A 14558-nucleotide genomic window follows, 5' to 3' on the forward strand; every position below is an offset into this window, starting at 1 on the left:
CTCGCACGGCAGCCTGCACGCCAAACCACCGATCAGCCGCCTCGCCCTCCCGGAGAACGACCTCTTGAGATTCCACAGCTAGGCCGCTCCGGCGCGCATTTTTCCACTGTCGCGACAGTCCGGCTAAGTTCCTGCAAAACCGCGTCTTTTTGCTGCGGTAAACTGCCGCATCCAAGGCGGCCCTTCATTACAAAAGTTTAACCCCGCCGCCAGCGCACGGTAAGGCGGAGATCCCCATCTTTGGGGGCGTAAGGTGCTGGTAGTCCGCACCAAAGAATTCCAAGGCCCTGGAGACCTCTGCATGACCGATCGTCCCGATCTCTCGAACCTCCCGTCCTACCGGCAGCCCCGCCGGTCGTTGTCCGCTGCCCGCAAGCTCGCGCTGATGGCTTCGGTGGCCGCCGGCCTCGGTGTCGCCGTCTATGGCTTTGGCACGTCGACGTCGCCGTCGGATCTGTTCACCAGCCCGGCGCATGCGCAGGTCAACACCGAGGTTCGAAAGGTCGAGCGTCCCATCGGCTTCGCCGATGTGGTCGAGCGCGTAAAGCCCTCGGTGATGTCGGTGAAGGTCAACATCAAGGAAAAGACCGCCAGCAACGACGACAATGACGATTCGCCGTTCCAGCCGGGTTCCCCGATGGAGCGCTTCTTCCGTCGCTTCGGCGGTCCGGATGGTGTTCCCGGCCTGCGCGGCGGACCGCGCGGCGGCGGACGTGCCGTCACCGGCCAGGGCTCGGGCTTCTTCATCTCCGCTGACGGCTTTGCCGTGACCAACAACCACGTGGTCGACGGCGCCGACAAGGTCGAAGTCACGACCGACGACGGCAAGACCTACACCGCCAAGGTGATCGGCACCGACCAGCGCACCGACCTCGCTCTGATCAAGGTCGAGGGCAGCTCGAACTTCCCGTTCGCCAAGCTGGCCGACGGCAAGCCGCGCATCGGCGACTGGGTGCTCGCGGTCGGCAATCCCTTCGGCCTCGGCGGCACCGTGACCGCCGGCATCGTCTCGGCCGTCGGCCGCGACATCGGCAACGGCCCGTATGACGATTTCATCCAGATCGACGCGCCCGTGAACAAGGGCAATTCCGGCGGTCCGGCCTTCAACATCGACGGCGACGTGATGGGCGTGAATACCGCGATCTACTCGCCCTCCGGCGGCAGCGTCGGCATCGCGTTCTCGATTCCCGCCTCCACCGTGAAGACGGTGGTTGCCCAGCTCAAGGACAAGGGCTCGGTCAGCCGCGGCTGGATCGGCGTGCAGATCCAGCCCGTCACGTCGGACATCGCCGACAGCCTCGGCATGAAGAAGGCTGAAGGCGCGCTGGTCGCGGAGCCGCAGGCCAACGGTCCGGCCGCCAAGGCCGGCATCCAGTCCGGTGACGTCATCACCTCCGTGAATGGCGAGCCGGTGAAGGATGCGCGCGAGCTCGCCCGTACCATCGGCGGCATGGCGCCGGGTGCGAGCGTGAAGCTCAACGTGCTCAGCAAGGGCCAGGACAAGGTTGTGAACCTGACGCTCGGCCAGTTGCCGAACACGGTGGAGGCCAAGGCCAATATCGAGGACAGCGACAAGGGTGCGGAGCAACGCGGCACCGACGTGCCGAAGCTCGGCATGACGGTCGCTCCCGCCAACAGCGTGGCCGGCGCCGGCAAGGATGGCGTCGTCGTCACCCAGGTCGATCCGAAGAGCGCCGCGGCGGAACGCGGCTTCAAGGAAGGCGACGTGATTCTCGAAGTCGCCGGCAAGAGCGTGGCGACCGCCGGTGACGTGCGTGAGGCGATCAACGCCGCGCGCACCGACAACAAGAACAGCGTGCTGATGCGCGTGAAGAGCGGCGGCCAGTCGCGCTTCGTCGCCATCCCCCTCGCCAAAGGCTAACGGCGAGGCGTCTACGAGATGAAGGGAGCCGCCGGCATCAGTCGCCCCCGCCGCCGGCCCCCTTCCGGGGAGCGAGCAACGCCCGCTCCCCCAGCCTACCTTCCGGTGGAATACGCCCCCCTCCGTCGGAAGGGCCTAAGGGCGGTGAGGTCCCCCAGCTTCACCGCCCGCTCTTTTCTCAGCCCGAGAGTCTCCCGCTCAGCTTGCATGCATTTGCTGCCCGCGCCATGTTGATAAAAGGTTGACCTCCTTGACCGCCGCCGATCGCACGATGCGCCTCCTCATCATCGAAGACGACCGCGAATCCGCCGATTACCTCGTGAAGGCGTTTCGCGAAGTCGGACACATTGCCGACCACGCCAGCGACGGCGAGGAAGGCCTCGCCATGGCCGAGAGCGGCGACTACGACGTGCTGGTGGTGGACCGCATGCTCCCCAAGCGCGACGGCCTGTCGCTGATCGGCGCGCTGCGCGACAAGGGCGACGCGACGCCGGTCCTGATTCTCTCAGCGCTCGGGCAGGTCGACGACCGCATCAAGGGCCTGCGCGCTGGCGGCGACGACTATCTGCCAAAACCGTATTCCTTCGCGGAGCTGCTGGCGCGCGTGGAGGTGCTGTCACGCCGCCGCGGCGGGCCCGCCGAGGACACCGTCTACAAGGTCGGCGATCTCGAGCTCGACCGCCTTTCCCACCGCGTCGCCCGCGGCAAGGACGAGCTGACGCTGCAGCCGCGCGAATTCCGCCTGCTCGAATATCTCATGAAGCATGCCGGCCAGGTGGTGACGCGCACCATGCTGCTGGAGAACGTCTGGGACTATCATTTCGATCCGCAGACCAACGTGATCGACGTGCACATCTCGCGGCTGCGCTCAAAGATCGACAAGGGCTTTGAGCGGCCGCTGCTGCACACGATCCGCGGCGCTGGGTATATGATCCGTGACGGGATCAGATAAGGCACGGAGCCTATTGATTTTTTCTAAGTGTTTTGATTTTTGATTGCCAAATTCTTACCACTTCTTGGCCGTCAGCTCAAAATAAAAGCCCCGCTTAAGCGGGGCTTTGTACAATCGGCTTCCCAGCGTCAGGCAGCGTTTCGAGCCACACTCTCAAATCGTCTCGCAAGATGATTGTGCGCCTGCCGTGTTTCTTGGCCCTAAGTTTACCGGCGCTGATCGCCTCGCGAATGGAAGTCAGCCCGATCCCGGTGAGGGCACTTGCCTCCTCAGGGGACACCGAGAGTCGTTCCGAGAGCGGTACCTCTCCCTTCTGTCCGAACTCGTTCATCTCGTAAGCTCAATCTTTTGCGCGGCACGATAGTGTGGCGGATCCAATAGACTTTAGACTTCGAACTACGTTGGCAGTGCGGGCAGTTGCTTGGTTTGAGTACAGAGCAGTTGATGGCCATGAGCATTGCAGCATTCTTTCGGTTAGTGGCTCAAGACCAAGACCAGCAAACTTGCTGCATCATGCGCCCAGATCGCGATACTTACGCCCTCCAGATACGCCTAGTCGCTACCAGGTCAAACCGATCATATTCGTGTTATCATCGCATCTTTCGCCCCCCGTTTCGCATCTAAGCTAAATCTTGGGCCGGACGTTGCGAGGTCCGAGACGTTTCGCAGAAGCTTACCGGCATAGTGCGGAGCAATCCCGATCTCAGCAATCTCATGTTCGACTGGATGCTGCGCCGGATCGATGCACGGCGCGGCGAAGCGCTGGGGCCGGTCAATCGCGTGGTGTCCGATTCTGAACTGCAACACGAAGCATTTGCAGTGGCGAGGACGTTGGCGAACGGTCCGGCGAGCGCTTTTGCCTCTATCAAAGATAATCTCGATCTATCGATTTCCTGACGTCATTGGATCAGGAGGCCGAAAGTATAGTCGTTGCAGGGGGCACTGCGCAGCACGCTGAAGCCGTCCGGGCTTTTATGAGAAACGTCCTCCCACTTTCAGGTGAAACTCCTTCGGTTCATTGCCTTGAAATCCTACCGGGGCGCCTCGCAGCCGCACAAGTTGAAGATGCCGAGCGATTGTTCACTTGACTTCGGCGATACGAATGGAACGCGTTCCGATCGGAGCGCCGGTCGCGCGGTCGATGGTGAGGGGGTCGATCTCCGTTCCCTTCTCGGCGTCGAAGAACCGGGTCACCTTGCCTCCGCCGCGATGCTTGCGTCCCCACGCGCCAATCGCGAAGAGCACCGGCAAAAAGTCGCGCCCGGCTTCCGTCAGCACGTATTCGTCCCGTGGCGGACGCTCTGAATAGCGACGTTTCTTCAGCAACCCCTCGTCAACCAGGGCTGAAAGCCGACCCGTCAGCATCGTGGGCGCGATACCGAGACTCTTACGAAACTCGTCGAAGCGGGTCATCCCTGCATGGGCATCGCGCATGATCAGCATGCTCCATGCATCCCCGACAAGCGACAGGCTACGGGCGATCAGGCAAGGCTGGGTTGAAAGTTTTTTCATGTCAGTCTCTTTTTAGTAGTGACTTGATACTAAAATGATAGTAACAGGCTCTTCGTCGATGTTCCACGAGAAACTGAGAGAACCGGAGCCGGTGAGTGGAACAGAACGCCGAATTGCGCTGATCTCAGGTGCTTCCGCCAGTATTGGGCCGGTGTCAGGCCGGCGTTGCGGCGCGATCACTACGTGCATCTCGTGGTGCGCAAAGGAGCAGCCGCGCGATCCGACCGAGTCCCTCCGATCTTGGGGATTACGGTTTCAGCCGAACTATGGAGCAAGTGATGCCCAATTATGTCAGCCACGCCGGATCGGTTGTGCGCTATGTCGACGCGCCGAATCTTTCGATCAGTGCTGCAGGAACTACCTTTGCCTATCGCGACATCGGTGCACGCACTGGCGTCCCGCTGATCCTTCTCAATCATTGGGGTGCGGTGCTCGATAATTTCGATCCACGGATCGTCGATGGGCTCGCCACCAGGCATCGTGTGATCGCGATCGACTACCAAGGTATCGGCGCTTCAAGCGGGAAAGCGCCTGCCACCGTTGGCGAAATGGCGCGAGATACGATTGCTCTGGTCGCCGCGCTGGGCTTTGAAAAGATTGATCTGCTCGGCTTTTCCCTCGGCGGTTTCGTGGCGCAGGATATCGCGCTGAAGGCCCCTGGTCTCGTGCGAAAGCTCATTCTGACCGGCACGGGCCCGGCAGGCGGCAAAGGTATCGAAAAGGTTGGGCCTGTGTCCTGGCCGCTGATGATCAAGGGCTTGCTGACTTTGCGAGACCCAAAATTCTACCTGTTCTTCACGTCCACGGCCAATGGCCGCCGAGCCGCAAAGGCCTTTTTGGAAAGGCTGAAGGAGCGCAAGGCCGATCGGGACAGAGGAGCCACACCAGAGGCTTTGTTGCGGCAACTCAAGGCGATCAAAAGCTGGGGCCAGCAGACGCCTCAGGATCTCGGCAGCATCCGCATCCCCGTGCTCATAGCGAATGGCGATAACGATATCATGGTGCCGACCGCGAACAGCGCCGACATGGCGCGCCGTATCCCGGGTGCGCAGTTGATTATCTACGAAGACGCCGGGCATGGCGGAATTTTCCAGCACTACGCCGACTTTGTTCCGAAGGCCCTGTCTTTCCTTGAAGCCTAACACCACGGCAATACTTCGAATGGAGAACAGCATGAAGGCGTTCGTTGTCGACAAATACAAAAAGAAAGGCGCTCTGCGCTTGGCCAATTTGCCGGAGCCGGAGATGCGGAACGAAGATGTTCTGGTTCAGGTTCGTGCAACCGGCGTGAACCTTCTCGACTCCAAGCTCAGGGACGGAGAATTCAAGCTTATATTGCCGTATCGTCCACCTTTCATTCTGGGTCACGATGTTGCTGGGATAGTCGTCAGGGCCGGCCGCAATGTCAGGCGGTTCAAGGTCGGCGACGAGGTCTATGCACGGCCGCGCGATCATCGGGTTGGAACATTCGCCGAATTCATCGCCATGAATGAAGCGGACGTAGCGCCAAAGCCCAAGAACATCAGCATGGAAGAGGCCGCCTCTATCCCGCTGGTGGGGCTGACCGCCTGGCAGGCAATGGTCGAGGTGGGCAAGCTGAAGCCTGGCCAGAAGGTCTTCATCCAGGCCGGCTCGGGTGGAGTGGGGACTTTCGCCATCCAGCTCGCCAAGCATCTCGGTGCGATTGTCGCGACGACGACGAGCGCGAAGAATGTCGAACTGGTCAAGAGTCTCGGCGCGGACCTGGTCATTGATTACAAGACGCAGGATTTCGAGAAGGTCTTGTCGGGCTACGATCTGGTCCTGCACAGCCAGGACGCCGAGGCACTTAAAAAATCCCTGCGCGTGCTCAAGCCGGGCGGCCTGCTCGTCTCAATCTCCGGGCCGCCTGACCCCGAATTCGCCAAGGAAAAAGGCATGAACCTGTTCCTGAAGCTGGTGATCCGCATGCTGAGCCGCGGTGTGCGGAAGAAAGCCAGAAGCCTTGGTGTGCGCTTTTCATTCCTGTTCATGCGCGCGCAGGGGCAGCAACTGAGCGAAATCACATCCCTGATCGAATCCGGCGCGGTCCGTCCGGTCGTGGACAAAGTATTCCCGTTCGAAAAGACCGGCGATGCGCTCGCGTATGTCGAGGCTGGGCGGGCAAAGGGCAAGGTCGTTATCACGGTGGCAGATTAGCATCCTCGGCGGGCCCCATCGAAAATCACGATGACAATTGTTCGCGGCCGAGCGCCCAAGCGTCGGACTTTCCGACGCGGGTATTTGCCAGATTCATGGCTCGAGCAGATCAATCAGGCCGTGACCTTTATTGCTCGCGCTTCGGCAAACGTCCGGTGAGAACGACGCCAAGGATTTGATCTGAGGTCAGTGGGAATGCAGCTGATATGGCCGCGTTTGTTGACGGTGGCACTGAGCTGGCAGGTTTGATATCCCGCGAATTACGTTGCATTATGAGGACATGGAGGCCTTCCGGCCTCATTTCCATGACATAATCATAGTCTTGGAGAAGACGGGCGGCGACCCGTCGCACTTCCCCATCGAAGACTCCCGTCACAGCCGAATCTAACGCGCGGTCTGTACGATAGCGCAAACTGAACTTCGCCTGCATAGCGTCAAGCAATTCTCTGAGCTGAACGCCGCGGGCCTCCAAGTGCACCGCGTTCGCTTCTCCTTCGATCAGAAAATCCCCACAAGAGGCGTCGATGCTACTCGTCACGAGCATTCCCGAGGAAATCGCAAGGATAAGGATCCGGCTTGCAGATCTGTGCGGCAGATTATTTTGCGATTTTCGAGGATAACAATTCATGGACTTTTCAGAGAGCTGTTGATCGACGTAGGCATGCTCTGCATGCGTGTGGCAAATTCGCCATTTTTTCCGCTGTCACATCGCAAAAACGTTGCGCTCGTCTTCGGAGGCGCGGAGCGCGCCAATGGCGCGCTCCGACTGTTCGATCATCGATTTTCGGCTCGTTCGTCGTGGCCATGATCGTTATCGTGGTCACCGCCCTCGCGCGAACATTCGAAGCTCGACGCATCGGTCGTGGTTGCTCCGTGCCCTTCGTATTTCGCGATCTTGGGGAAAGGGCACAATGGGCGCTGGAACGCGACGCCTTGGGTCCGGTCGTCGTTTCGGTATTTGGTCGCGATTATCTTTTCCGGAGCTCTGCCGAATTCGACCCAGCGATCGAGAGCCGAGAGGATATCACTCTCCGGATCAGAGGGGTTGGGCCCGGTAGCACCACCTTGGCCGAATGCGTTCGCGCCTGGTCCGCCGCCACAATGGGCCATGCCCGGGACCATGAATAGCCGATAGAATTCGTTGGTGCGCTTCGGTCCCCCCATCGCTTCATTGACTGCCTTGAAGTAGTCGATGTCGCTTTGCGGAGAAATCGCGGTGTCGGCCCAACCTGTGTATTGGATCAGTTTGCCACCGTTTTGCGCGAAAGGCTGCAGGTTCGGATCGACGGAGTTCAGAATTGCGCCAGTTCGTATGTGAGCCTGGCGGAGATTCTCCTCGATGCTGAACGTGTTGGGATTCCATCCGGAATTTGGGAACACCATGTTCTGGAAGTAGCTGTTTCCGAACAGGCCCTGCAGACTTAGAGCCGGGTTGCCGGGACCGAGAATCCAGAGCGGCCAGTCGACGGCGACGTTCGCTTCACCGCCCGGGCCATAGCCAGGGAAAATTCGTGGCGGACCCGAGAAGATCTTCTGGACGGCTTCTAACTTGTCGGGTGCGAGACAACTTGCGGTGTTGGTCGCCCCGCAAGAAAGCTTTTCCAGCTTGAACTTGCAGGCCAACGGGTTATTCAGAAACTTGTCGGTGTTTAAGCCGCCGTCGTGGCCGGCGCACTGTGCGAGCACGGCATTGCTTACCAGGTCGACATCTGCTTGGGAGAGATCGCCGGCCTTGGTGGCGGACAGGGCTCTTTCGTTCCACAAGAAGCCGGTGAAAAGGTTGGTCCAATTGTTTGCGGGCGCACCTGCAGCGATGCCGTCGAAATCGCGAGGAAAACGCTGTGCTTCCATCAAAGCTTCGCGGCCTCCGTCCGAACAGCCCATGAAATAGGATCGCCTGGCGCCGGCGGATTTGAAGGCTTTGATGATCGCTTTGGAGACGTCCGTCGTCTCCTTCAAAGCGCGGTAGCCGAAGTCGATCAGCTTTTCCGGATGCCCGGCCGCCCAGCTTGCGTCGACAACACTAGCCTGGTGGCCGTCATCGGTTGCTGCAACGGCGTAACCCCGCTGCAGCGGGTCGGCCATTTGCTGGTAGGAGATCGCGCCGCAGAAGCCACCGCAACCCACCTGGAGATACTTCGAATTCCATCCCGTTTCGGGGATCCAGACCTCGAAGCCGATGCGCGAGTCGCTTGTGGGCGTGGTAAAGCCTGCGACCCTGCAGAAGTCCGGCAAGCCGGTGATGGATTGAGGCGGAGTTGTTGGCGTGACGAACGTTCCCGCAGGAACGCTCTGTGCAGTCGTTATCGTCGTGTTCGGTCGATGAAAGCTGCTCGCCAGCTGCGAGCAAGTTGTCGCTGAAGCTGGTGATGCCGCGAATCCGATCATGGCGGCTGCGGCGGCGGACTGCAAGTATCCAGAGGCTCGTCGCCAGCGTCGTTCGCTCTTGGTCATCTTTCACCCTCCCTTGCTCCTGCCTGATTGCCTGAGCTGTCAATTTGGGTTCCGCGCAACGACGAGCCGAAAATTGAGAACAAGTGCCGCTGGCTCACGCTGACGAGCATGCTTGACCTCCCTTCTCTCGCCTGCCGTTGCGCAGACCATCTTTGATCGTTTGCTGATCGATCATTCTTAGGTCCATATCGTGGACCCCGATTATGTGTTTGTTCAATGCTACGAACCAAAACAACGGCTATCAAGGCACTGTGCCCTGCGCGAAATGCTATTTCATCTTGGGCGGGTCCAATATATGGACCAACAAGTGCATCGCCGACCGGAGGAGTCTTCATGATAGATGCCGATCTCGCCGAAGGAGGAACGGGGACCCAGAGCCTCGAACGAGCTGTTACTCTGCTTCGAGAGGTGGCATCGCATGGTAATCGCGGCGCGCGACTAACCGATCTTGTCGCAGACTCCGGACTCAGCAAAGCGACGGTACGCCGGCTGCTTGCCGCTTTGATTAGAGAAAGCCTTTTGGAGCAGGACGAAAGCACGCGCCGCTACTATCTCGGTGCCGACACCTTCGTCCTTGGTACCATCGCGGCGGCACGCTTTGGCACGCATAACCTTAGCGCAAATGCGGTTGCCCGACTGTCGGCTCTGTCGCATGCCAAATACGTCGGAGATTCGATTCCGCTCGCAGCACTGCTGTGCGACCGGCACAAGAGTTCGGAGCGGGGATCGGCGGTGGCCCTCGTGTACGAAAGCGCTGCCGGACACACCTCCCGTCTCACCTATACGGAGTTGTCCGACCACTCGAGGCGTTTCGCGGCGGTCCTGCGTGGCCTCGGAGTAAGAAAGGGAGACGCCGTCGCAACTCTACTCCCGAAGGGGCCGGAGTTACTGATAGCAATGCTCGCCACTTGGCGCCTGGGAGCGATCCACGTGCCGCTCTTCACGGCATTCGGAAGCCCTGCCATATCGTTTCGATTAACTCAGAGCGGGAGCAAAGTGCTGATCACTACCCGCTCACTTCGAAGCAGCGCGTTGTCGGACGTTGTGAGTGGAGTACGAGTCGTAGTTGTCGAGGGTTATGGAGCTCTGCCCGGACATACCAAGGATGTCTCGTTCTGGTCCAATCTCCACATGGCGACAGCTCTGGACAGTATCACCAACTTTCGCGGAGAGGACCCCTTCATCCTTCTGTACACATTAAGCGTCGGCGGAACCCCTAAGGGTATCCCTGTTCCAGTGAATGCCTTGGCTGGAATTGAGGAACACATGCGACTTGGCCTCGACCTGCGGGATGACGATGTTTACTGGAATCTCGGCGACCCGGCATGGGGCGGCGGCCTTTACTATGCGATCATAGGCCCGTTTCTGCTTGGACGGGCCACCGTGCTTTGCGACGGCCCCTTTGATGCCGGTCAGATCTATCGCGTGCTGGTCAAGCACAAGGTCACGAACCTTGCGGCGTCCCCATACTGGTATCACGCGATGCGAAATTTAAAGAAGCTAGTGCCTGCGTCCGGTGAACTCCACCTCCGCGTCGCTTCAAGCGTCGGCGAGCTCCTGCCGGACGAACTGATAAACTGGGCCGCGGAAGGACTTGGTGTGCGACTTCACGACCACTATGGGCAAGCCGAGACGGGCGTGTTCGTATCCAACCATCAGGCCGTGACGCTGCAATTCCGTCGGCCGCCAGGGTCTATCGGCCATCAAGTGCCGGGTTTCAAAGTGGTCATTTTGGATGCTGCCGGCCGTGAATGCCCGACGGGCGCAGAGGGCGAAATTGCAATCGATACGGAGAAGTCGCCACTGCACTGGTTTGAGCGATACTACAACGAGACCGAAGGCACGATAGTTCGGTATCGGTTTGGCCGCCGCTACTACCTCACGGGCGATCTCGGCCGGATGGATGCGGTGGGCAATGTCTACTTCCTGGGAACGAAAGAAGATGCGATTAGCAGCAGTGGCTATCTGGTCGTACCGAGCCAGCTCGAGGCGGCGTTGACTTCGCATCCCGCCGTGGCCGAGGCGGCCATCGTTGCAAAACCGGATAGATTGCGAGGCGAAGTGGTCAAGGCGTTCGTCGTCTTGAAGTCCCGGCTAAGTCCGTCGCCTGCTGTTGCGGAAGGAATTGCTCAGCATGTCAGAGAGCAATTACCGCCTTATTCGCTGCCGCCTGAAATCGAGTTCGTCACTAAATTGCCGCGCACGTTCGGAAGCAAACTTCGGCGCGAGGCAGAGCCGGGAGTTTCCGAACGAAAAAAAACCAGGTCAAAAGGTTAAACGCGCAGAGGAATCGGAGATGAGCTCTCGTGCGTTGGCGATCGTGGCCCTCCGCGCGCTGAGCCCCGCAAGAGCGCTAAGCGTGGGGCGAGTGACTTAAATGCGTTCTGATCAAACGGCGCGCGGTCGGGCAATCGACGAGAAGCATTGGCGTTGGAGATCTAACATGGTCGGTATCTTTCGATATACCTGAGCGATCCAAGGTGCCTAATTGACGCTAGGTTTATTGTGGATACCTAAAGAGCTTCAAACAAATTGGAGCCTTCTTATGCCTTCTTCTGACACCAGCGCGCTGTTCCGCCCCTTCTCTCTCAAGACGCTTGAGCTGAAAAACCGAATCGTCATGGCTCCAATGACGCGCACCTCTGCTTTGAACGGTATTCCAGCTGATTCGAATGCTGCCTACTACCGGCGTCGCGCGGAAGGGCAGGTGGGCCTGATCCTCTCGGAAGGCACAGTTATCGATCGGCCCTCGTCCCGCAACGATCCGAACATTCCCTTCTTTCACGGTGAAGCGGCCCTAGCAGGGTGGAAGCGCGTAATTGATGCTGTTCACAATGCAGGCGGCCGAATGGGACCGCAAATCTGGCACACCGGCTCGACCCGCTACACGGAGTGGGAGCCCGAGGCGCCGGTGGAGAGCCCGTCCGGCCTCGATGCGCCAGGCGTGCCGCGCGGCGAGGCGATGAGCGAGGAAGCCATTGCCGATACGGTAGCAGCCTTCGCCAAGGCGGGAGCGGATGCGAAGCGCCTGGGTTTCGACACGGTAGAAATTCACGGCGCACACGGCTACCTCATTGCTCAATTTTTCTGGTCGGGCACCAACAAGCGTAGCGATCGCTACGGCGGCGCGTCGATCAAGGAGCGGTCACGGTTCGCGGGCGAGATCGTGGCCGCGGTCCGCAAGGCGGTCGGTCCTGATTTTCCGATCATCCTGCGGGTAAGCCAATGGAAGCAGCAGGATTTGAGCGTGCGGCTGGCGGAAACGCCCGCGTTGATGGCAGATTGGCTGCTCCCGCTGGTGGAAGCCGGAGTCGACGTTCTGCATTGCTCACAACGGCGCTTCTGGGAACCAGAGTTTCCGGAAATTGACGGGGAGAATGGGCTCAATTGCGCAGGATGGGCCAAGAAATTGACAGGTGCGGCGACGATCAGCGTTGGCTCGGTCGGCCTAGATGGCGACGTCCTCAACGCCTTTGCTGGCAAGGGGTCTAGCACGATGGGCCTGCATCGCTTGATCGAGCGGATGGAGCGGGAAGAATTTGATCTGATCGCAGTCGGCCGGGCTCTGATCACCGACCCCAACTGGGTCGCGAAGATTCAGGGGAGCGATCAGGCCGCCTTTAAGGGCTTTGACCCTGCGTCGCTGGCCGAACTCGTGTGACGCCAAGTCGCGTGAGCGGGAGCATGGTTCCTTCCGCTCACGGGCCACCTCATTCCGGATCGATAGCGCGCGCGATGAATGGATGTTTGCATTACTTGGCAGTTGGTCTGCTAGATCTCAGATGATCTCTGATTTTTGCATCCGCTGGGCCATACCTTTGGAAGCCACACATTCGCTCCTCCTCGCTGCCCAGCACCTAGCCGCTTTTCTGCGTTGAAATATCTGTCGTCTCCAGCAACTCTCGTTCTTGTGGTAGTCCCGAAGCGCAGCAACACTCGCGATAGGTTGCCTTGAGAACAGTGCTATGGCTCCTCCGACGGTGTAGACTGGCGAGATCGCCGAGAGCGAGACGTTCCGATCCTTCACATTCAGGATGCCGGGGGCACGAGGGCTGCTTTCGAATCGAGACTTGCCGCTATCCGGGACATGCTTCCGTCGTCAATGCAGCACGGCGCGAACCCTGTCCAGCGTCGGAGTTAATCCTCTGCAATGTGGCGGCTCGGACGGCTATTCGGGCATCACGGCAAACCCTGCTTTAGGCGCCGCGGTTGACCTGCTGGTGGGCCATGGCGGCACCGCCATTCTCGCGGAAGCGCCCGAAATCTACGGTGCGGAGCACCTGCTAACGCGTCGTGCAGCGGACGTAAAGATCGGCAACGATCTGATCCAGCTGGTCTGGCGGAAAAACTATACGAAGCGCAATGGCGCGCAATTGAACAGCAATCCGTCGCGCGGCAACAAGGCTGGCGGACTGAGTACGATCCTGGAAAAGAGCCTGGGCGCGGTTGCAAAGGGGGGACAATCACCCTACAGGCAGTTTATCGCTACGCGGCGGTCACGGCGAAGGGCTTCGTCTTCATGGATACGCCGGGAGGTACGATCCGGTCTCGGCGACCGGGCAGGTGGCAGGCGGCGCCAATCTGCTGGCTTTCACAACTGGCCGGGGTACGCCTATGGTTGCAAGCCGACGCCCTCGATCAAGCTCGCTAGCACGCCTATGTTCGAGCGCATGCGCGAGGACATGGACATCAATTGCGGTGACGTCCTCGACGATGCGTCGATCGAGCAGAAGGGCCTCGAGATTTTCCAGAAGATGCTTGCCGTTGCATCGTGCAAGCAAAGCAAGTCGGAACTCATCGGCTATGGAGACCCGGAATTCGTGCCGTGGCAGATCGGCGCGATATTATAGCGCTTTTGTAAGAACAATCTTGGTGACAGCCAAATCGACTGAGCGCAGACGCGCCCCGGCATTCTGATCTTGGCACGCGTTACGCTGGATCATCTCCGTTTGCCAGACCGTTGAGGCGCCGAAGCGACTGGCGCCGATGGCCATGCCAGCATCGCAAGTTCGGCAACTCGGCGAAGCTCTCCGGACGTGGCGCCGGCCTGCGGCAAGTTCATCATGGCCTGCAGCACTCCGAGGAAGTGCAACGACAGACCTGCGATGTCCGAATCCGGTGCCAATTCTCCGCTGGCGACAGCCTCTCGCAAAAGTCTGACGAAGATGGCGCGCTGGCTCATGAGGCCCTCCCGTGCGACCGCCTGGCTCGCAGGTGGCAGATCGGCCATTTCCGTGCAGGATCGAGCGAGCATGCAGCCGGGGGGGCGCGACGTCTTGCCCTCCCTGGGTAGGAATTCGTGAAAGAGAGCTGCAAGCTGCTCGCGCTTCGTACTGGCTTGAACCGCATTCATCCGCTTCAGAACGCGCTGCGCGTAGGTCGAGAGGACCTCCTGGAACAAACCGTCCTTGTCCCGAAAACGCTTGTACATGCTCGAGCGCGACAGACCCATCGCGGTCGTAAGTTGATCGATCGACGATGCTGCGTAGCCATGGCGCCAGAAGACCTCCATCGCGGAGCTGATCACGGCACTGTCATCAAATTGGGGCTTTCCGCTCATGAAATTCTCGCTTGACATTA

General features: G+C 59.7%; 12 protein-coding genes and 1 pseudogene. 8 read left to right on the forward strand and 5 right to left on the reverse strand.

Translation table 11 applies throughout. From position 1 onward, the window contains the following. The first annotated feature begins 301 nt into the window (after positions 1–301). Both JQ632_RS07720 and JQ632_RS07725 read left to right on the forward strand, forming a co-directional pair. Entirely contained in the window at positions 302–1882 is a 1581-nt protein-coding gene (locus tag JQ632_RS07720) for a Do family serine endopeptidase (protein ID WP_212401701.1), read from the forward strand. Between the two features lie 271 nt (positions 1883–2153). Next, entirely contained in the window at positions 2154–2834 is a 681-nt protein-coding gene (locus JQ632_RS07725; RefSeq protein WP_212401882.1) for a response regulator transcription factor, read from the forward strand. Between the two features lie 94 nt (positions 2835–2928). On the opposite strand, the gene JQ632_RS07730 is transcribed toward JQ632_RS07725, so the two are convergent. Further along, a complete protein-coding gene (locus JQ632_RS07730) occupies positions 2929–3165 on the reverse strand; it encodes a helix-turn-helix domain-containing protein (RefSeq protein WP_212401702.1) in 237 nt (78 codons plus the stop codon). A gap of 383 nt (positions 3166–3548) precedes the next feature. On the opposite strand from JQ632_RS07730, the gene JQ632_RS07735 reads away from it, so the two are divergent. After that, positions 3549–3731 (forward strand): hypothetical protein, encoded by a 183-nt coding sequence (locus tag JQ632_RS07735; RefSeq protein ID WP_212401703.1) that lies wholly within the window; start codon positions 3549–3551, stop codon positions 3729–3731. A gap of 183 nt (positions 3732–3914) precedes the next feature. On the opposite strand, the gene JQ632_RS07740 is transcribed toward JQ632_RS07735, so the two are convergent. Next, entirely contained in the window at positions 3915–4346 is a 432-nt protein-coding gene (locus tag JQ632_RS07740; protein ID WP_212401704.1) for a helix-turn-helix domain-containing protein, read from the reverse strand. Between the two features lie 278 nt (positions 4347–4624). On the opposite strand from JQ632_RS07740, the gene JQ632_RS07745 reads away from it, so the two are divergent. Together JQ632_RS07745 and JQ632_RS07750 are read left to right on the forward strand one after the other, a co-directional pair. Next, complete coding sequence (locus JQ632_RS07745) at positions 4625–5488, forward strand: alpha/beta fold hydrolase (RefSeq protein WP_212401705.1); 864 nt, start codon at positions 4625–4627, stop codon at positions 5486–5488. Positions 5489–5519: 31 nt separating this feature from the next. Then, the gene (locus JQ632_RS07750) at positions 5520–6524 is read left to right on the forward strand and encodes an NADP-dependent oxidoreductase (RefSeq protein ID WP_212401706.1); all 1005 of its coding nucleotides are present in this window, start codon (positions 5520–5522) and stop codon (positions 6522–6524) included. Positions 6525–6651: 127 nt separating this feature from the next. On the opposite strand, the gene JQ632_RS07755 is transcribed toward JQ632_RS07750, so the two are convergent. Both JQ632_RS07755 and JQ632_RS07760 read right to left on the reverse strand, forming a co-directional pair. Beyond that, positions 6652–7062, reverse strand: coding sequence for a hypothetical protein (locus JQ632_RS07755; protein WP_212401707.1), 411 nt, complete (start codon positions 7060–7062; stop codon positions 6652–6654). 236 nt (positions 7063–7298) lie between these two features. Next, positions 7299–8978 (reverse strand): tannase/feruloyl esterase family alpha/beta hydrolase, encoded by a 1680-nt coding sequence (locus JQ632_RS07760; RefSeq protein WP_212401708.1) that lies wholly within the window; start codon positions 8976–8978, stop codon positions 7299–7301. A 333-nt stretch (positions 8979–9311) separates the two neighbouring features. Here JQ632_RS07760 and JQ632_RS07765 point away from each other — a divergent pair, with 333 nt between their 5' ends. From JQ632_RS07765 to JQ632_RS07775, 3 genes and pseudogenes are all read left to right on the forward strand, one after another. Beyond that, entirely contained in the window at positions 9312–11255 is a 1944-nt protein-coding gene (locus JQ632_RS07765) for an AMP-binding protein (protein WP_212401709.1), read from the forward strand. A 268-nt stretch (positions 11256–11523) separates the two neighbouring features. Then, positions 11524–12639, forward strand: coding sequence for an NADH:flavin oxidoreductase (locus JQ632_RS07770; RefSeq protein WP_212401710.1), 1116 nt, complete (start codon positions 11524–11526; stop codon positions 12637–12639). Between the two features lie 366 nt (positions 12640–13005). Continuing rightward, positions 13006–13828: pseudogene (locus JQ632_RS07775) on the forward strand (altronate dehydratase); the annotation flags it as partial. Positions 13829–13917: 89 nt separating this feature from the next. Here JQ632_RS07775 and JQ632_RS07780 read toward each other — a convergent pair. Continuing rightward, positions 13918–14538: a TetR/AcrR family transcriptional regulator gene (locus JQ632_RS07780; protein WP_212401711.1), complete on the reverse strand. Its 621-nt coding sequence runs from the start codon at positions 14536–14538 to the stop codon at positions 13918–13920. Between the last annotated feature and the right edge of the window lie 20 nt (positions 14539–14558).

The sequence above is a fragment of the Bradyrhizobium liaoningense genome (assembly GCF_018130955.1).
GTDB classification, from domain to species: Bacteria; Pseudomonadota; Alphaproteobacteria; order Rhizobiales; family Xanthobacteraceae; genus Bradyrhizobium; species Bradyrhizobium liaoningense_C.